Source organism: Bradyrhizobium sp. KB893862 SZCCT0404, from assembly GCF_018130885.1.
Classification (GTDB): domain Bacteria; phylum Pseudomonadota; class Alphaproteobacteria; order Rhizobiales; family Xanthobacteraceae; genus Bradyrhizobium; species Bradyrhizobium stylosanthis.
On sequence record NZ_JAFCLT010000002.1, the window covers coordinates 624053 to 640014 of the forward strand.

The 15962-nt window shown below is 65.6% G+C and carries 16 protein-coding genes; 2 read left to right on the forward strand and 14 right to left on the reverse strand.

Annotated features, from left to right (window positions below):
• Window positions 1-64: 64 nt before the first annotated feature.
• Window positions 65-715: a TetR/AcrR family transcriptional regulator gene (locus JQ617_RS11745; RefSeq protein ID WP_249156955.1), complete on the reverse strand. Its 651-nt coding sequence runs from the start codon at window positions 713-715 to the stop codon at window positions 65-67.
• Window positions 716-821: 106 nt separating this feature from the next.
• Here JQ617_RS11745 and JQ617_RS11750 point away from each other — a divergent pair, with 106 nt between their 5' ends.
• The gene (locus JQ617_RS11750; RefSeq protein ID WP_212026445.1) at window positions 822-1442 is read left to right on the forward strand and encodes a hypothetical protein; all 621 of its coding nucleotides are present in this window, start codon (window positions 822-824) and stop codon (window positions 1440-1442) included.
• A 7-nt stretch (window positions 1443-1449) separates the two neighbouring features.
• Here the strand turns inward: JQ617_RS11750 and JQ617_RS11755 are convergent, their stop codons facing one another.
• The 9 genes from JQ617_RS11755 to miaA all read right to left on the reverse strand — a co-directional run bounded on the left by JQ617_RS11755 (window position 1450) and on the right by miaA (window position 10861).
• Window positions 1450-2301 (reverse strand): SDR family oxidoreductase, encoded by an 852-nt coding sequence (locus tag JQ617_RS11755; protein ID WP_212026446.1) that lies wholly within the window; start codon window positions 2299-2301, stop codon window positions 1450-1452.
• 571 nt (window positions 2302-2872) lie between these two features.
• Window positions 2873-3892: a ketol-acid reductoisomerase gene (gene ilvC / locus JQ617_RS11760; protein ID WP_014493068.1), complete on the reverse strand. Its 1020-nt coding sequence runs from the start codon at window positions 3890-3892 to the stop codon at window positions 2873-2875.
• A gap of 133 nt (window positions 3893-4025) precedes the next feature.
• On the reverse strand, window positions 4026-4628 hold the full coding sequence (locus tag JQ617_RS11765) for a LysE family translocator (protein ID WP_212026447.1): 603 nt from the start codon (window positions 4626-4628) through the stop codon (window positions 4026-4028).
• Window positions 4629-4635: 7 nt separating this feature from the next.
• On the reverse strand, window positions 4636-5511 hold the full coding sequence (locus JQ617_RS11770) for an EamA family transporter (RefSeq protein ID WP_212026448.1): 876 nt from the start codon (window positions 5509-5511) through the stop codon (window positions 4636-4638).
• Between the two features lie 68 nt (window positions 5512-5579).
• Window positions 5580-6269: a class I SAM-dependent methyltransferase gene (locus tag JQ617_RS11775; RefSeq protein WP_063689046.1), complete on the reverse strand. Its 690-nt coding sequence runs from the start codon at window positions 6267-6269 to the stop codon at window positions 5580-5582.
• 3 nt (window positions 6270-6272) lie between these two features.
• Complete coding sequence (gene ilvN, locus JQ617_RS11780) at window positions 6273-6815, reverse strand: acetolactate synthase small subunit (RefSeq protein ID WP_063689049.1); 543 nt, start codon at window positions 6813-6815, stop codon at window positions 6273-6275.
• Between the two features lie 23 nt (window positions 6816-6838).
• A complete protein-coding gene (locus tag JQ617_RS11785) occupies window positions 6839-7810 on the reverse strand; it encodes a threonine dehydratase (RefSeq protein WP_145664334.1) in 972 nt (323 codons plus the stop codon).
• A 4-nt stretch (window positions 7811-7814) separates the two neighbouring features.
• A complete protein-coding gene (locus tag JQ617_RS11790) occupies window positions 7815-9590 on the reverse strand; it encodes an acetolactate synthase 3 large subunit (RefSeq protein ID WP_063689055.1) in 1776 nt (591 codons plus the stop codon).
• A 329-nt stretch (window positions 9591-9919) separates the two neighbouring features.
• Entirely contained in the window at window positions 9920-10861 is a 942-nt protein-coding gene (gene miaA, locus JQ617_RS11795; protein ID WP_212026449.1) for a tRNA (adenosine(37)-N6)-dimethylallyltransferase MiaA, read from the reverse strand.
• Between the two features lie 11 nt (window positions 10862-10872).
• Here miaA and serB point away from each other — a divergent pair, with 11 nt between their 5' ends.
• Window positions 10873-11778: a phosphoserine phosphatase SerB gene (gene serB / locus JQ617_RS11800; RefSeq protein WP_212026450.1), complete on the forward strand. Its 906-nt coding sequence runs from the start codon at window positions 10873-10875 to the stop codon at window positions 11776-11778.
• 149 nt (window positions 11779-11927) lie between these two features.
• Here serB and JQ617_RS11805 read toward each other — a convergent pair whose 3' ends face one another.
• The 4 genes from JQ617_RS11805 to hflK form a co-directional block, all read right to left on the reverse strand.
• The gene (locus JQ617_RS11805) at window positions 11928-13436 is read right to left on the reverse strand and encodes a Do family serine endopeptidase (RefSeq protein WP_212026451.1); all 1509 of its coding nucleotides are present in this window, start codon (window positions 13434-13436) and stop codon (window positions 11928-11930) included.
• A gap of 143 nt (window positions 13437-13579) precedes the next feature.
• A complete protein-coding gene (locus tag JQ617_RS11810) occupies window positions 13580-13786 on the reverse strand; it encodes a DUF2065 domain-containing protein (RefSeq protein WP_063689066.1) in 207 nt (68 codons plus the stop codon).
• Window positions 13787-13856: 70 nt separating this feature from the next.
• Entirely contained in the window at window positions 13857-14753 is an 897-nt protein-coding gene (gene hflC, locus JQ617_RS11815) for a protease modulator HflC (protein WP_063689068.1), read from the reverse strand.
• Window positions 14750-15892 (reverse strand): FtsH protease activity modulator HflK, encoded by a 1143-nt coding sequence (gene hflK / locus JQ617_RS11820; RefSeq protein ID WP_063689070.1) that lies wholly within the window; start codon window positions 15890-15892, stop codon window positions 14750-14752. The genes hflC and hflK overlap by 4 nt, the downstream gene beginning before the upstream one ends.
• Window positions 15893-15962: the final 70 nt, after the last annotated feature.

The following is a 15962-nucleotide window of genomic DNA, read 5'->3' on the forward strand; positions in this document are numbered from 1 at the left end:
GACTGGCGCCTCATGGTTCTCGCGGCGATGCGACCATGAGGGTGGGGCCGGGCTGCCCGCGGCGTCAGGACTTCGCGATCCCCTTGATGAACAGGTCGATCACCGCTTCCGCCATCCGCTCGATCTCGGTCTCCGCCACGCCCCAGCGCGGAAAATGGCCGTCGAGATTCATCCGGGCGAAACCGTAGACCAGGGCGCGGCCGGCAATCTGGATGGGCTTGAGGTCGGCCGGCCGCAGCAGTCCCTGGGCGGCCGCGTCAGCCAGCATCTGCTCGGTCAGGGCGATCAGCTCGGCATTGTCCCGGGTCAGCTCCGGCGAGCTGCCATGGGCGAAATAGCGCCCTGTCGAGATGATCTCGAAATGCGCGGGGTTGCGCATCGCCCAGCGCAGATAAGCAAGGCCGAAGGCGCGGAAGCGGCCGAGCGGATCGGTAGCGGTGACTTGGCCCAGCGCCACCTCGATCTCCGCACGGAAGCGCCGCTGCGCCTCCTCGGCCACCGCCGCCATCAGGGCATCGCGGTTGGGGAAGTGCCGGAACGGCGCGCCCGGTGACACCGCGGCGCGGCGCGCGGCCTCACGCACGGAGACCTCGGCTCCCTCTTCCGCCAATTGCAGCGCAGCATCGATCAGCACGCGGCGGAGGTCGCCGTGGTGATAGGGCCGGGCTTGCGATCTCTGGCGGGCGCGCGGCTTGGGCGGCGGTCGGGCGGGCATGGCCTTTCCTAGCATCACCCGAACGTGAATGTAAGCAGCGATTACACCATTGACCGCTCCGGGCCGACGAAATGTAATCGATGATTACATAGCGGAGGAGATCGCCATGTCGTCACGTCAAAGCTGGTTCGAGGGCTGGCGGCTGCTGGCCGTGCTCGCCCTCAGCCTGATCGCGCTCAGCCTGTGGATCGCCTCGATGCGACAGTTCGAGGTCGAGGGCGTGCGGATGGTGATCCGCTTCACGGCGCGAAGCTCGCTGCTGCTGTTCTGCCTGGCCTTCAGCGCCGCGGCACTGGTGCGATTGCGGCCCAACGCCTGGACGCGCTGGCAGCGGCGCAACCGTCGCTATCTGGGGCTCAGCTTTGCGACCTCCCACGCGATCCACGCCATCGCGATCATCGCGTTCGCCTACATGGACCCGGCCGGCTTTGCGGCGGCCACCTCGCCGGCCTCCTACATCTTCGGCGGCATCGGCTATGCCCTGATCATCGCCATGAGCGCGACTTCGTTCGACCGCATGGCCGCGCTGATCGGACCGCGCGCCTTTCGCGCGCTGCACCTCGTGGGCGGCTATTACCTCTGGCTCCAGTTCATGGTGTCGTTCGGCAAGCGCGTGCCCGCGATGCCGGCCTATGCCGTCTTTCTCCTGCCGCTGCTTGTCGTGCTGGCGCTGCGGCTGATCGCGATGGCCGCCGACCCGCGCGGACGGACGGCCGAGGCGCGCTGAACGACGGTCAGACCTGCGGCAATAACCCGAGGCGCTTGGCGATGATGCGGTCGACCGTCCGTTTCGGCAGCACGGAGCCGATCAGATGGCGCAGCGGATCCGGCGTGATCTGGTAGCGCACCTTGGGGCTTGGCGCGGTCAGCGCCTCGAACACGATTTCGGCGATGCGCTCGGCCGGCAGGCCCTTGGCGCCGAGCTCCATCATGAACGCCATGACCTTGTTGAGCGCCGGCAGATAGGGCGAGTTCTGGTAGACGGAGAGGTCGATCTCTTCGGCCTTGCTCCAGATCGGCGTCTTCACCGCACCGGGGGCGACGATGATGACGTCGATGCCGAACAGCATCAGCTCGCGGCGCAGGCTTTCCGACAGCCCCTCGACCGCATGCTTGGAGGTGCAGTACGGCGCCGACAGCGGGTTGCCGTTCTTGCCCGCGACCGAGCTGATCATCACGATCCGCCCCTTCGGCCCCTTCAGCGAGGGATCCGCGCCGAGCAGCGGCCCGAACGCCTGCGTCGCGATCACGGGGCCGATGACGTTGATGTCCATCTGGCGGCGGAATTCGTCGGCCGACAATTCGAGCACGGGACCGGCAACCGCGATGCCGGCATTGTTGACGAGCCCATGGAGCGTCTCCCCGCCCAGCGCCTCGCGAACGCTTCGCGCCGCAGCAAGAACTGCGGCCTCGTCGGTGACGTCGAACAAGAGGGCTGTGAAGTTCGCGCCGAATTCACCCTTCAGCCGGTCGGCGTCGGCCTGTTTGCGAACACTGCCGAAGACGCGATAGCCGCGCCCGACCAGATATTTTGCAACGGCCCAGCCAATGCCCGTGGACGCGCCGGTGACGACGACAGATCGCATGGTCCTTCCCCCGAGAGTTCCCGCGATCATGTAGGAGAAGGATGTGCCAGCGCAATGGACCGCGGTTCTCAGGCTACGCAGCAACAGCATTTTCTGCGCACGCGACGCACCGCAAGAAGCCGCGGCAGATGTGGGTTCTTAAGGTGAATGGGCACGCGAACTCGTGAGGCGAGACGGGCCGCACGATGAGACCACGGATGAAGAGCCGAATCTTTGACTCTGACGACGTTGATGTTTTGGGGTTCGACAGCGCGCAGGAAAGTCGCGAAAACGACGCCGGATCAAGAATGTGGTTTAAGCGTCAGTTCTTCGAGCTCAGGAGACACATCAGCTCGCGAAGAATTTGAATGAAGCAGCAATGCTTCGGGCGAGATGAAAAGAGCGAGACCGCTGTCTGCGATCTCGCTCCAATCTAGCCGCGAAGGTTTAAGATTTGGTTTGACGGGCGAAGCTTGTGTTTCGCTGTCGTGTCCCGGACAAGCGGAGCGCAGAGCCGGGATCCAGAAGCCGCCGTGGACCCCGGATCAGCAGCGCACCGCTCGCGCGCTGCGCTGCGTCCGGGGAACGCGACTTAGTTCTTGCTCTTGTCGACCAGCGCGCCCTTCTTGATCCAAGGCATCATGTCGCGCAGCTTGGCGCCGACTTCCTCGATCGGATGCGCAGCGAGCTTGGCGCGGGTCGCCTTGAACGAGGTCTGGTTGACCTTGTTCTCGAGCATCCAGTCGCGGGCGAACTTGCCGCCCTGGATGTCGGCGAGAACGCGCTTCATCTCGGCCTTGGTCTCGGCGGTGACGATGCGCGGGCCGGTGACGTACTCGCCGTACTCCGCGGTGTTGGAGATCGAGTAGTTCATGTTGGCGATGCCGCCTTCATAGATCAGGTCGACGATCAGCTTCACTTCGTGCAGGCACTCGAAATAGGCCATCTCGGGCGCGTAGCCGGCTTCGACCAGGGTCTCGTAGCCGCCCTTGATCAGCTCAACCAGACCGCCGCAGAGAACGACCTGCTCGCCGAACAGGTCGGTCTCGCACTCTTCCTTGAAGGTGGTCTCGATGATGCCGGCGCGGCCGCCGCCGACGGCCGACGCATAGGACAGGCCGAGGTCATGGGCGTTGCCCGAGACGTCCTTGGCGATCGCGATCAGGCAGGGCACGCCGCCGCCGCGCTGATACTCGGAGCGCACGGTGTGGCCGGGGCCCTTCGGCGCGATCATCAGCACGTCGAGGTCGGCGCGCGGGTCGAGCAGGTTGAAGTGAACGTTGAGGCCGTGCGCGAACACGAGGGCAGCGCCCTTCTTCATGTTGTCGTGCAGGTGCTCGCGATAGATGTCGCCCTGGAGCTCGTCCGGGGTCAGCATCATGACGAGGTCGGCCCATTTGGCGGCTTCGGCGACTTCCATCACCTTGAAGCCGGCGGCTTCCGCCTTCTTCACCGAGCCCGAATCCTTGCGCAGCGCAATGGCGACTTCCTTGACGCCGGAGTCCTTCAGGTTGAGCGCATGGGCGTGGCCCTGGCTGCCATAGCCGACGATGGCGACCTTCTTCCCCTTGATCAGGTTCAGGTCGGCGTCGCGATCGTAATAAACACGCATGGTCGTTTCCTCGTTGAGGGCCGAAAATCGGCCGATGGTCAGTGTCCGAAGGGTGAAATTTGCGGATTTCGGGGGCTGTCTAGAGCATTTTCAGCCCTGAGGGAAACCCGTTTCTGCATGGAAATCCGCGACATCATGCATCCACGAGAACGGGGTAGAGGGAGGCCAGCAGCAGGATCGCCATCAGGATATTGAAGGCGCGGACCAGCCGCTCGGAGGTCAGGACGGGCCGCAACGCGGTGCCGAACAGGGCCCAGACCACGGTCGAGACCGTGCCAACGAGCAGGCTGATCAGGGTCTGGATCGCGATGTTGACGGGAAACTGGGCAATCGCCGCGTAGGCGGTGATGGTGCCGATCACGATCACCCAGCCCTTGGCGTTGATCCACTGGAACATGGCCGCGCCCCAGAAGGTCATCGGGCCGCGGCCGTCTTCCCCGCCCGGCTTGGCGGGACCGGACATGGCGATCGCGGCGGCAAGATAGATCAGGTAGGCCGCACCGGCATATTTCAGGATGGTCTGGAGGATCGGATAGGCAAGGAACACGGTGCCGAGCCCGAGGCCGATAGCGGCGACCATGAAGGCAAAGCCGAGGACGATGCCGACGATGTGCGGGATCGTGCGACGGAAGCCGTAGGTCAGACCGGATGACAACAGCATGATGTTGTTCGGCCCAGGGGTGAAATACATCACCACCATGAACACGAGGAAGGCATAGAACAGCGAATAGGTCATGTTCACCTCACGCGGTCTTCGGCAGGACTTGCGGACGCTTCGCCAGCACCATCACGGCGATCCCGCCGATCACGGTCAGCATGCCGGCGAGGCGAAGCGGTCCGAACCGTTCGCCGAACACGATGCTGGATGCGGCGGAGCCGACGAACGGCACCAGCAGCGCGAACGGCACCACCTGTGCTGCCGGATAGTCGCGCAGGAGGCGGCCCCACAGCCAATAGGCAATGCTGGTGGAGATGCCGCCGAGCATCAGCATGCAGAGCGCCGATGCGAGCGATATGTGCGTCAGCGACGTCAAGGTCGGCGCCGGCCCGTTGGCGATCAGCGCCAGCACGAACAGCGGCACGGCCGAGGCGAGGCACAACCAGGCGAACAGGTCGAACATCGGCACGCCGCGGGCGCCGCGCAGCAGCAGATTGCCGATGGCAAAGCTCAGCGGCGAGATCATCAGCACCGCGAAGGCACTGACGCTGAAATCGTAGCCGACCGTGCCGCAGATCATCAGCAGGCCGATCGCGGCAATCACGATGCCGAGCGTCTGCACCGGCGTCGGCCGCTCACCGAACGCGAGCGCGGCGAAGCCGATGGTGAACAGCGCCTGGCTCTGCACGACGACGCTGGTCAGCCCCACCGGCACGCCATGGGCGATGCCGTAGGCCTGGGACAGGAACTGCCCGAGAAACAGCGTGAAGCTGATCGCGATCAACAGCGACCAGGCGACCTTCGGTTTGCGGATGAACAGGCACGGCACCGCAGCGATCGTGAAGCGCAACGCGGTCATCAGCTCCGGCGAAAGCTCGTCGAGCGCGATCCGGCTCGCCACGAAGGCAAGCCCCCAGATGATCGCCACCATGACGGCAATGAGGATATCGGCCGGCTTCATTGTTGTTTCCGGTTCTGCCCTGTCGTGCAGCCCTGTTGTTGTTCTGGTCTAGCCTTGCTCGCCGGCCTTTACGTGGACGAATTGGGTTTTCGCAGCAGATAGGTTCCGTGCATCGGCGCGTGGTAGTCGGCCGAGACCAGCGTGAAGCCGACGTCGGTCAGCATCCGCTCCATGACCCAGCCGAAGGTGGAATATTCGTCGCGCATATGCGTCACCACGCCCTCGCGGGAGAAATCGTGGTTCTTGATCTGGAAGTCGGCCCATTGCTCGACGTCCCGTTCGATCGCGTCGGGCATCGAGGCGTAGACGATGTCGCGCAAGTAGAAGCTCGCACCGGGCTTGAGCGCCCGATAGATCCGCGACATCGCCACCGCCTTCCAGAAATCCGGCAGATGATGCAGCGTGAACTCGCTGACGATCAGGTCATAGGATTCCGGGCGGTAGGCGAAGGAGAGCAGGCCCGCCGACTGGGTGCGCACCGGCGCCTTGCGGTCGCGGGCGTAGATCTCGGCGAGCGCCAGCATCGCAGGCGAGATGTCGATGGCGTCGACCTCCGCGCCCATCAGGGCTGCTTCGGTGGCGAGCACGCCGTTGCCGCAACCGATATCGGCGATGCGCCAGCCGCGCTGTACCCCGAGCATTTTCAACGCGGCGCGCGCCCGCAGGTCGGCATCGTCATGGTTGTCGTAGATCGAGGCCACAGCGGGCTCGATCCCCATCCGGTTCCGCTCGTTGTAATACCAGTCGCGCGCCAGCATGGTTCACATCCCTTCAGGCCCGCGACCGATCGCGGCAACACCCGTGCGCGACACCTCGACAAGGCCGAGCGGGCGCATCAAGTCGATAAACTGATTGATCTTGTCCGTATTGCCTGTGATCTCGAACACAAAGCTCTCGGTGGTCGCGTCGATCACGCGGGCGCGGAACGCATCCGCCAGCCGCAGGGCCTCGACGCGATGCTCGCCCTGCCCGCGCACCTTGACCATCGCGAGCTCGCGCTCGATCGAGCGCTTGGTCTGGGTCATGTCGACGACCTGGTAGACCGGGATCATGCGGTCGAGCTGGTTCTTGATCTGCGTGATCACCATCGGCGTACCCGTGGTGACGATGGTGATACGCGACAGATGCTTCTGGGCCTCGGTCTCCGAGACCGTGAGGCTCTCGATGTTGTAGCCGCGCCCCGAGAACAGGCCGATGACGCGGGCGAGCACGCCCGGCTCGTTCTGCACGAGCACCGCGAGCGTGTGCGTCTCGTTGGGATCGTGGCGGTCTTCGATGAAGTAGGCGGATGCGGGCTGGTTCATTGTCGTCCCCTCTTGTCTCTCCGTCACGCCGTCGCCGGCGCGTCCGTCCCGACCCAACGGCGGAACAGATCGAAATCGATATTGCCGCCGGACAGCACGAGACCGACGCGCTTGCCCTTCAGCTTGCTCTTCTCTTGCAGCGCCGCGGCGAGCGCGGCTGCGCCGGCGCCTTCGGCGAGATTGTGCGTATCGGTCCAGTAGGCGCGGATCGCGGCGGCGACCTCGTCGTCAGTGACCTGCACGATGCGCGCGGCCCCTTTTCGGATCAGCGCGAACGCATCCTCGTCGGGGATGCGAGTCGCCATGCCGTCGGCGCGCGTGTTGCTGGTCTCGGTCGTCACGATCTTGCCGGCCGCAAACGACAGCGCGTAGGACGGCGCCTCGGTCGATTGCACGCCGACGATCTCGGTCTTCAGGCCCAAGAGGTCGCGCGCCATGATGCAGCCGCAGATCCCGGAGCCCTGTCCGATCGGCACGTAGAGGACGTCGAGGTCGGGCGCGAACCGAAACAGCTCGAGCGCGTAGGTCGCGACACCCAGCACGAGGTCCGGATGGAACGACGGCACCATATGGAGCCCGGCGAACTGCGCACGGCGCTCGGCTTCCTCGCGCGCGGCCTGAAAATCCGCGCCATGCTCGACCAGCTCGGCGCCGAACGCCTTCATCGCCCGGTTCTTCTCGACCGAGTTGCCTGACGGCACGTAGATCACGGCCGGCACGCCATGGCGGCTCGCGGCGAAGGCCAGGCTCTGGCCGTGATTGCCGCGCGTCGCCGAGATGATGCCCGGCGTGTTCGGCCGTTCGCGCTTGAGCCGGTCGAGATAGACGAGGCCGCCGCGCACCTTGAAGGCGCCGATCGGCGTGTGGTTCTCGTGCTTGACGACGACCTCGGTGCCGAGGCGCTCAGCGAGCAGCGGCCAGCCGCGTGCCGGCGTTGCCGGCACCGCCTGCCCCACGATCGCATGTGCGCGCTCGAGCTCCGTCAGGTCGAACATGGTCTCACACCAGGGCCTTGCCGCCGGCGAACGCTTTGGCGGTCGCCTCGTCGTTCGCCTGCTCCGGCAACAGCATCTCGTTGTGCGCCTTGCCGGAGGGGATCATCGGGAAGCAGTTTTCCAGTGCGGCGACGCGGCAGTCGAACAGCACCGGACGCTTGACCGAGATCATCTCCTTGATGGCGCCGTCGAGATCGGACGGCTTGTGCACCTGCAGGCCGACGCCGCCATAGGCTTCCGCGAGCTTGACGAAATCCGGCAGCGCCTCCGAATAGGAATGCGACAGCCGGTTGCCGTGCAGCAGCTGCTGCCACTGCCGGACCATGCCCATGTACTGGTTGTTCAGGATGAAGATCTTGATCGGCAGCTCGTACTGCACTGCCGTCGACATCTCCTGCATCGTCATCTGCACCGAGGCATCGCCCGCGATGTCGATGACGAGGCTGTCGGGATGAGCGACCTGCACGCCGATCGCGGCCGGCAGGCCGTAGCCCATCGTGCCGAGACCGCCCGAGGTCATCCAGCGATGCGGCTCCTCGAAGCCGTAGAACTGCGCCGCCCACATCTGGTGTTGGCCGACCTCGGTCGTGATGTAGGTGTCGCGGCCGCGGGTCGCCTCGAACAGGCTCTGGATCGCGTGCTGCGGCAGGATCACGTCGTTGCTCTTCTTGTAATAGAGCGAGTTGCGCGCACGCCACTGCGCGATCTGCTGCCACCACGACTTGATGTCCGGCTTCTTCGCCTCCGCCTTGAACACCTGCAGGATGTCGCCGAGGATGTTGCCGCAATCGCCGATGATCGGCACGTCGACGCGGATGTTCTTGTTGATCGAGGACGGGTCGATGTCGATGTGGATCTTCTTCGAGTTCGGCGAGAACGCATCGACGCGGCCGGTGATGCGGTCGTCGAAGCGCGCGCCGACGCACAGCATGACGTCGCAGTCATGCATCGTCATGTTGGCCTCGTAGGTGCCGTGCATGCCGAGCATGCCGAGCCAGTTCTTGCCCGACGCCGGATATGCACCGAGGCCCATCAGCGTGGAGGTGATCGGGAAACCGGTGACCTCGACCAGCTCGCGCAACAGCTTGGTGGCCTCGGGGCCGGAATTGATGACGCCGCCGCCGCTGTAGATCACGGGCCGCTTGGCGTTCGCGAGCAGCGACACGGCCTTGCGGATTTGCGTCGCATCGCCCTTCACGCGCGGCGCGTAGGAGCGGTGCACGTCGGACTTGCGCGGCGGATGGTAGGTGCCGGTCGCGAACTGCACGTCCTTGGGCACGTCGACCAGCACCGGGCCCGGGCGGCCCGTGGTGGCAACGTAGAAGGCTTCGTGCAGCACCTTCGCGAGATCGTTGACGTCGCGCACCAGCCAGTTGTGCTTGGTGCAGGGCCGCGTGATGCCGACGGTGTCGCATTCCTGGAAGGCGTCGTTGCCGATCAGATGCGTCGGCACCTGGCCGGAGATGCAGACCAGCGGGATCGAATCCATCAGCGCGTCGGTGAGCGGCGTCACCATGTTGGTGGCACCGGGGCCGCTGGTCACCAGCGCGACGCCGGGCTTGCCGGTCGAGCGCGCATAGCCCTCGGCGGCATGGCCTGCGCCCTGCTCGTGGCGGACCAGGATGTGCTGAACCTCGCTCTGCTGGAAGATCTCGTCGTAGATCGGAAGCACCGCGCCGCCGGGATAGCCGAAAATGTCGGTCACGCCGTGATCGATGAGCGCGCGGACGATCATCGCAGCGCCGGTCATCTGGTTCGGATCGTGGCTCTTGTCGGTCATTGGCTTGCTCCGGATGCGCTGTTGTCAGCGGCTTCGTTCGTGTTGGTTTCGGGAAATAAAAAAGGCCCCGAAGAGGGACCCTGCACACCGCCTGTCATGTGGATGGCAGCTAGCCACCCCCGGCGGTGTGCCTGGGTACGACGGCGATAAGGAGTTTGGTAATAATGTTGCGCATAGTAGACGCTCGGCTTCCCAAAGGTTGCGCGAAACATAACGACCAAAGCCCGGATGTCAAGGCAATGCGGCCGTTCCCGCGCGATTTTGGCAGTGTAGCGGTGTTCCCTGGGTTCGGCGAGAGGTAAATTAGGGAACCCTGGCACAAAAGCGCGTCAACGGGGGTCTTCCGCCGCGCTCACGATCGCGGCGAGCCAGCCCCTCGCCTCCTCCGGCTTTACCCATTCGAATTCCGGCAATTGGTGCCGGAACCAGGTGAACTGGCGCTTGGCATAGTGGCGGGTGTCGGCACGGCCGATCGTGGCGGCCTCCTCCAGGCTGAGCTCGCCGCGCAGATGCCGGATCAGGGCCGGCACGCCATGGGCCTTCATGGCCGGCAGCAGCGGATCGAGGTGCCGCGCCGCGAGCCGCTCGACCTCCCGCAGGGCGCCGCCGCCAAGCATGGCATCGAAGCGGGCGTCGATGCGGGCGTAGAGGTCGTCGCGCTCGGGAGCGAGGAATACCGCTCGAAAACTGTCCTTGGCCAGCAGTGGCGGCTGGCCCTCCTGGTGCCAGTCGAGCAGCGAGCGCCCGGTCGCCTCGACAACCTCGAGCGCGCGCGCGATCCGGGTGCGGTCGCGCAGGTTCAGGCGCTCGGCCGCGCGCGGATCGCGGGCGGCGAGTTCCGCATGCAGCGCCTCGACGCCGTTCCGCTCCAGCCGCGCGCGCACGTCTTCGCGCACCTCGGCGGGGATCGGCGGCACCACGGAGAGGCCCGCCGTCAGCGCCTTGAAATAGAGCCCGGTCCCGCCGATGAAGATCGGGAGGCGGCCTTCGGCACGAGCCTCTTCCAGCGCCTTCGCAGCGTCCGCGACCCAGGCGCCGGCCGAAAAATTCACGGCCGCATCGACATGACCGTAGAGACGGTGCGGCGCCCGCGCCTCCTCGCCGCGCGTGGGCCGCGCCGTGATGATGCGCAAGTCGCGATAGACCTGCATGGAATCGGCATTGATGACGGTGCCGCCGGCGCTGAGGGCAAGCTCGAGCGCCAGCGCCGACTTGCCGCTGGCGGTCGGGCCTGCGATAAGCACGGCCTTGCTCGAACGCTCCTCGCTCACGAAAACCTCAAATGTCCCTCGTCGCCACGCTGGTCTGCAACCCTGACAACCCCGCGCTCGACTCCACCATCGTCGACGGCGCCCGCGCCGTGCTGCCTCAGGCAGCTCCCGCGCACTGGCTGTTCGACGGCGTTGCAGTCGACATTCCCTTCGGCGCCGACAGTAACCTCGAAGCCGACCGGCGCGCCATCGAGCAGCGGTTGCGCGAGCTTCGCGGCGACCTGCCGATCGACATCGTCGTGCAGCCTGTCGGCTTCCGGCGCAAGAAGCTTTTTCTCGCCGACATGGATTCCACCATGATCGGCCAGGAATGCATCGACGAGCTCGCCGACCTCGTCGGGATGAAGGCCCATGTCGCCGCCATCACCGAACGGGCGATGCGCGGCGAGATCGAGTTCGAGCCGGCGCTGCGCGAGCGCGTCGCGCTGCTGAAGGGCCTTCCCGCGGGCGTCGTCGACGAGGTGCTGGACAAGCGTATCACGCTGACCCCGGGCGGCCGCGCGCTGGTCGCCACCATGCGCGCGCACGGCGCCTATACCTGCCTCGTCTCCGGCGGCTTCACGCTGTTCACGCGCGCTGTCGCCGCCAAGATCGGCTTCCAGGAAAACCGCGCCAACGAGCTGATCGTGCGCGACGGCAAGTTCACCGGCGAAGTGAAGGAGCCGATCCTGGGCCGCGCCGCCAAGCTCGCGACGCTCGTGGATCTCATGGAATCGTTCGATCTCGACGACATCGACTCCGTCGTGGTCGGCGACGGCGCCAACGATCTCGCGATGATCCAGGCGGCGGGGCTGGGCGTGGCCTATCACGCCAAGCCGGCGGTGGCCGCTGCGGCCGCCGCGCGGATCGATCACGGCGATCTCACCGCACTGCTGTATGCGCAGGGATATCGGCGGGACGAGTTCGTCGAGGCCTAGTCTCTAGCTGCATACTCAGCAGCCGTAGGGTGGGCAAAGGCGCGTTAGCGCCGTGCCCACCACTCTTTGTTGCGTCGACGCAAAGGCGTGGGCACGCTTCGCTTTGCCCACCCTGCAAGTCCGTGCAGCGCCAGGAGACCGCGCGTCCCTTACTGCACGCTCAGCGCGACGAACCGCAGCTCGCCGTCGGCATTCGACACCAGCAGCAGCACCGACTTCTTGCCGTCCTTCTTGAGCTGGTCGACCCGCTTCTGGATGTCGGCGCCGCTGGAGACGGCTTCCTGCGCCACCTCGACGATGACGTCGCCGGCAGAGAGGCGCTTCTCGGCGGCATCGGAATTGGCGTCGACATTGGTGACGACCACGCCCTTGACGCTCTCCTTGATCTTGTAGCGCGTGCGCAGGTCCTTGTTCAGCGCCGCGAGGTCGAGGCCGAGCGCCTTCTGGGTCACCGGCTTCTCCGGCGCGGGCTCGTCGGTCTTCACCGTGGCCTGCACCTTCTCGGGATCCTGCAGGCGCCCGAGCGTGACCTTCTTGGTCTGCTCCTGGCCCTTGCGGATGACGACGACGTCGACCTCCTTGCCGACCGCGGTGTCGGCGACGACGCGGGACAGATCCTTGGGGTCCTTGACGTCCTTGCCGTCGAACTTGACGACGACGTCGCCGGGCTCGATGCCGGCGGGCTTGGCCGGGCCCTTGTCGTCGACGCCGGCGACCAGCGCGCCGCGCGCGGGCTTGATGCTGAGGCTCTCGGCGATCTCGTCGGTGACGCTCTGGATGCGCACGCCCAGCCAGCCGCGGCGCAGCTCGCCGAACTGGCGCAGCTGGTCGACGACGCCGGCGACCGTCTTCGACGGCACGGCGAAGCCGATGCCGATCGAGCCGCCGGAGGGCGAGATGATCAACGTGTTGACGCCGATGACGTCGCCTTCGAGGTTGAACAGCGGGCCGCCGGAATTGCCGCGGTTGATGGCCGCGTCGGTCTGGATGTAGCTGTCATAGGGTCCGGAGGAGATGTCGCGGTTCTTGGCCGAGACGATGCCGGCCGTCACCGTGCCGCCCAGGCTGAACGGGTTGCCGATCGCGACCACCCAGTCGCCGAGGCGCAGCTTGTCGCTGTCGCCGAACTTCACCGAGACCAGCGGCTTGGTCGGCTTGAACTTGAGCACCGCAAGGTCGGTCTTCTTGTCGACGCCGACCAGCTCGGCCTTGATCTTGGTGCCGTCGTTGAGGATGACGTTGATCTCGTCGGCATCCGCAATGACGTGGTTGTTGGTGACGACGACGCCCGACGTGTCGATGATGAAGCCGCTTCCGAGCGAGTTGGTCTTGCGCGGCGGGCCGCTGTTGTTGTCGCCGCCCTTGCTGCCGCCACCGGGGCCGCGGCGGTTCTTGAAGAAGTCGTCGAAGAACTCCTCGAAGGGCGAGCCGGGCGGCAGTTGCGGCATGGAGTTGCTGCCGCCCTTGGCCTCGACGGTCTGCGAGGTCGAGATGTTGACCACCGCGTCGATCACTTTCTCGGCGACGTCGGCGATGCCCTCCGGTCCGCGCGCCTGAGCCGGGTTGCCAAGCGCAGTGAAGGCACTGATGGCGAGCGCGGCCAGCCCAATTCGCACACCATGGCGCAAGCGGGTCGGGGCAATGATGGCAGCGGTCATTGTAATCTCCAGAGAACAAGGATTCGGCGCCAGACTGCGCTCGAACGGGGGCACGGCGCAAGCGCGGACGTTAACGGGCCTCAAGACCCCGATAATATGGCGAAAACCGGCGTCTCGCCTTCACTTTGGCGTTGGCCCTGCAGTTAAATCGGACGCCGCATCACCCAGATCAGGATCAGGCCGACGACGGCCGAACCGATCCCGACCGCTCGCAGAATGTGGTCGGGAGTGGCCATCGCACTCTTCATGGCCTTGCGCATCCAGTTTGGACTTGCCGCAAACATCAAGCCTTCGAGCACGAACAGGATGCCTAAGCCGATGAGGAAATCGGTGAACGCAATGGACCTCATCGGCCTGGAACCTCCCGTGGTGCTGTTCTTGTCTGGACAAAGGGGCGGCAGAACGCCGCCCCTGTCTAGCTTAAGGCTTCGCCGGCGTCTCGGCTGCCTTCTTGCCGGTCGGGTTACCGAAATACCGGAAGAAATCCGACTCCGGCCGCAGCAGGAAGCGGGTGTCGTTCGCACGCAGCCCGTTCTCGTATGCCGTCATCGACCGGTAGAAGTAGAAGAAGTCGGCATCCTTGCTGTAGGCTTCGGCGAACAGACGGTTGCGTTCGGCATCGCCGGCGCCGCGGGTCTGGTCGGCCTGCGAATTGGCTTCCGCGATGATCACGGTTGCCTCGCGGTCGGCCTTGGAGCGGATCTCCTGCGCCTTCTGACCGCCCTGCGCGCGGAACTCGGCGGCCTCGCGCTCGCGCTCGGTCTTCATGCGCAGATAGACCGCCTGGCTGTTCTGCTCCGGCAGGTCGGCGCGCCGGATCCGGACGTCCACCACCTGGATGCCGTAACCGTCGGCCTCGCGATCGAGCTGGTCGCGGATGCGCTGCATCAGCTTCTCGCGATCGTCGCGCACCACGTTGATGAAGGTGACCTCGCCGAGCACGCGACGCAGCGCCGCGTTCAGGAGCGTGGTGAGCTGGATGTTGGCAGCCTGGATCGAGCCGACGCTCTGATAGAAGCGCAGCGCGTCCTTGATGCGATAGCGCGCGAAGGCGTCGACCACGAGCCGCTTCTGGTCGGACGCGATCGCTTCCTGCGACGGGTTCTCCAGGTCGAGAATCCGCTTGTCGATGTTGATCACCGAATTCCACGGCGCCTTGAAGTGCAGGCCCGGGGCGGTGACGACGTCGACGGGCTTGCCGAACTGCAGCACGATGGTCTGCTCGGTCTGCTGCACCGTGAACAGCGACATGTAGCCGACGATCACGACGAGCAGGAGCCCGAGCAGCGTGACGATACCTGTGACCGGAGACCTCATCGGTTGCCTCCGCTCGGCTGCTGGCCGGCGGCAGGCGGCCGCTTGGTCGTCAATTCGTTGAGAGGCAGGAAGGGCACGACGCCCTGGCCCGAGGGGCCGCCGTCATAGACGAGCTTGTCCGCGCCACCGAGCACGCGCTCCATCGTCTCGAGATAGATCCGTTCACGCGTCACGTCGGGTGCCTTCTTGTATTCCTCGTAAACCTTCAGGAAGCGCGCGCTCTGGCCCTTGGCCTCGGCGATCGCCTGCTCCCTGTAGCCTTCGGCAGCCTGCTGGATCTGCGCGGCACGTCCGCGCGCCTGCGGCACCACCTGGTTGGCATAGGTCTGCGCTTCGTTCTGCAGCTGCTCGAGATTGGCGCGCGCCGCCTGGACGTCGCGGAACGCGTCGATCACCTGGGCGGGCGGGTCGACCTTCTGCATCTGCACCTGGGTGATGAGAATGCCGGCGCCGTAGCTGTCGAGCGTCCGCTGGATCAGCTCCTGCACGCCCTGCTCGATCGTGTTGCGGGCGCCGGTCAGGATCGGCTGGATCTGCGAGCGGCCGATCACCTCGCGCATCGCGCTCTCGGCGACCGCCTTCACGGTGCCTTCGGGGTTCTGGATGTTGAACAGGAAGTCGCCGACGCCGCCGGCATCGGGCTTGATGCGCCACAGCACGGTGAAGTCGACGTCGACGATGTTCTCGTCGCCGGTGAGCATCAGGCTCTCTTCCGGCACGTCACGGATGGAGCGGCCGCGCCGCGCCGGATCGTCGATCAGGGTCATGCCGATGGAGGTGGTGTTGACGCGCAGCGCCTTCGGCAGCAGCACGGTCTCGATCGGATAGGGCAGATGATAATTCAGGCCGGGGTCCACGGTGCGGACATGCTTGCCGAACCGCAGCACGACGCCGCGCTCTTCCGACTGCACGCGGAAGAAGCCCGACAGCAGCCAGAACGCGATGATGAGCAGGATGATCAGCGTGATGCCGACGCCGGAGAAATAGCCGCCCGGCATGATCTGCTGAAGGCGGTCCTGGCCGCGCCGGAGAAGATCTTCCAGATCCGGCGGCCTCGGCCCAACCGGTTGCGGGCCTGAGCCCCATGGTCCCTTTGGACCCGAGCCCCATGGGCCACCGCCCTGATTCTTCCACGGCATTCGACGCTCTCCTCGGCAGGGTTCGATGGCCCCCGCCCGCTTTGTCCGGTCCGGCTTTATAGGGGACAGG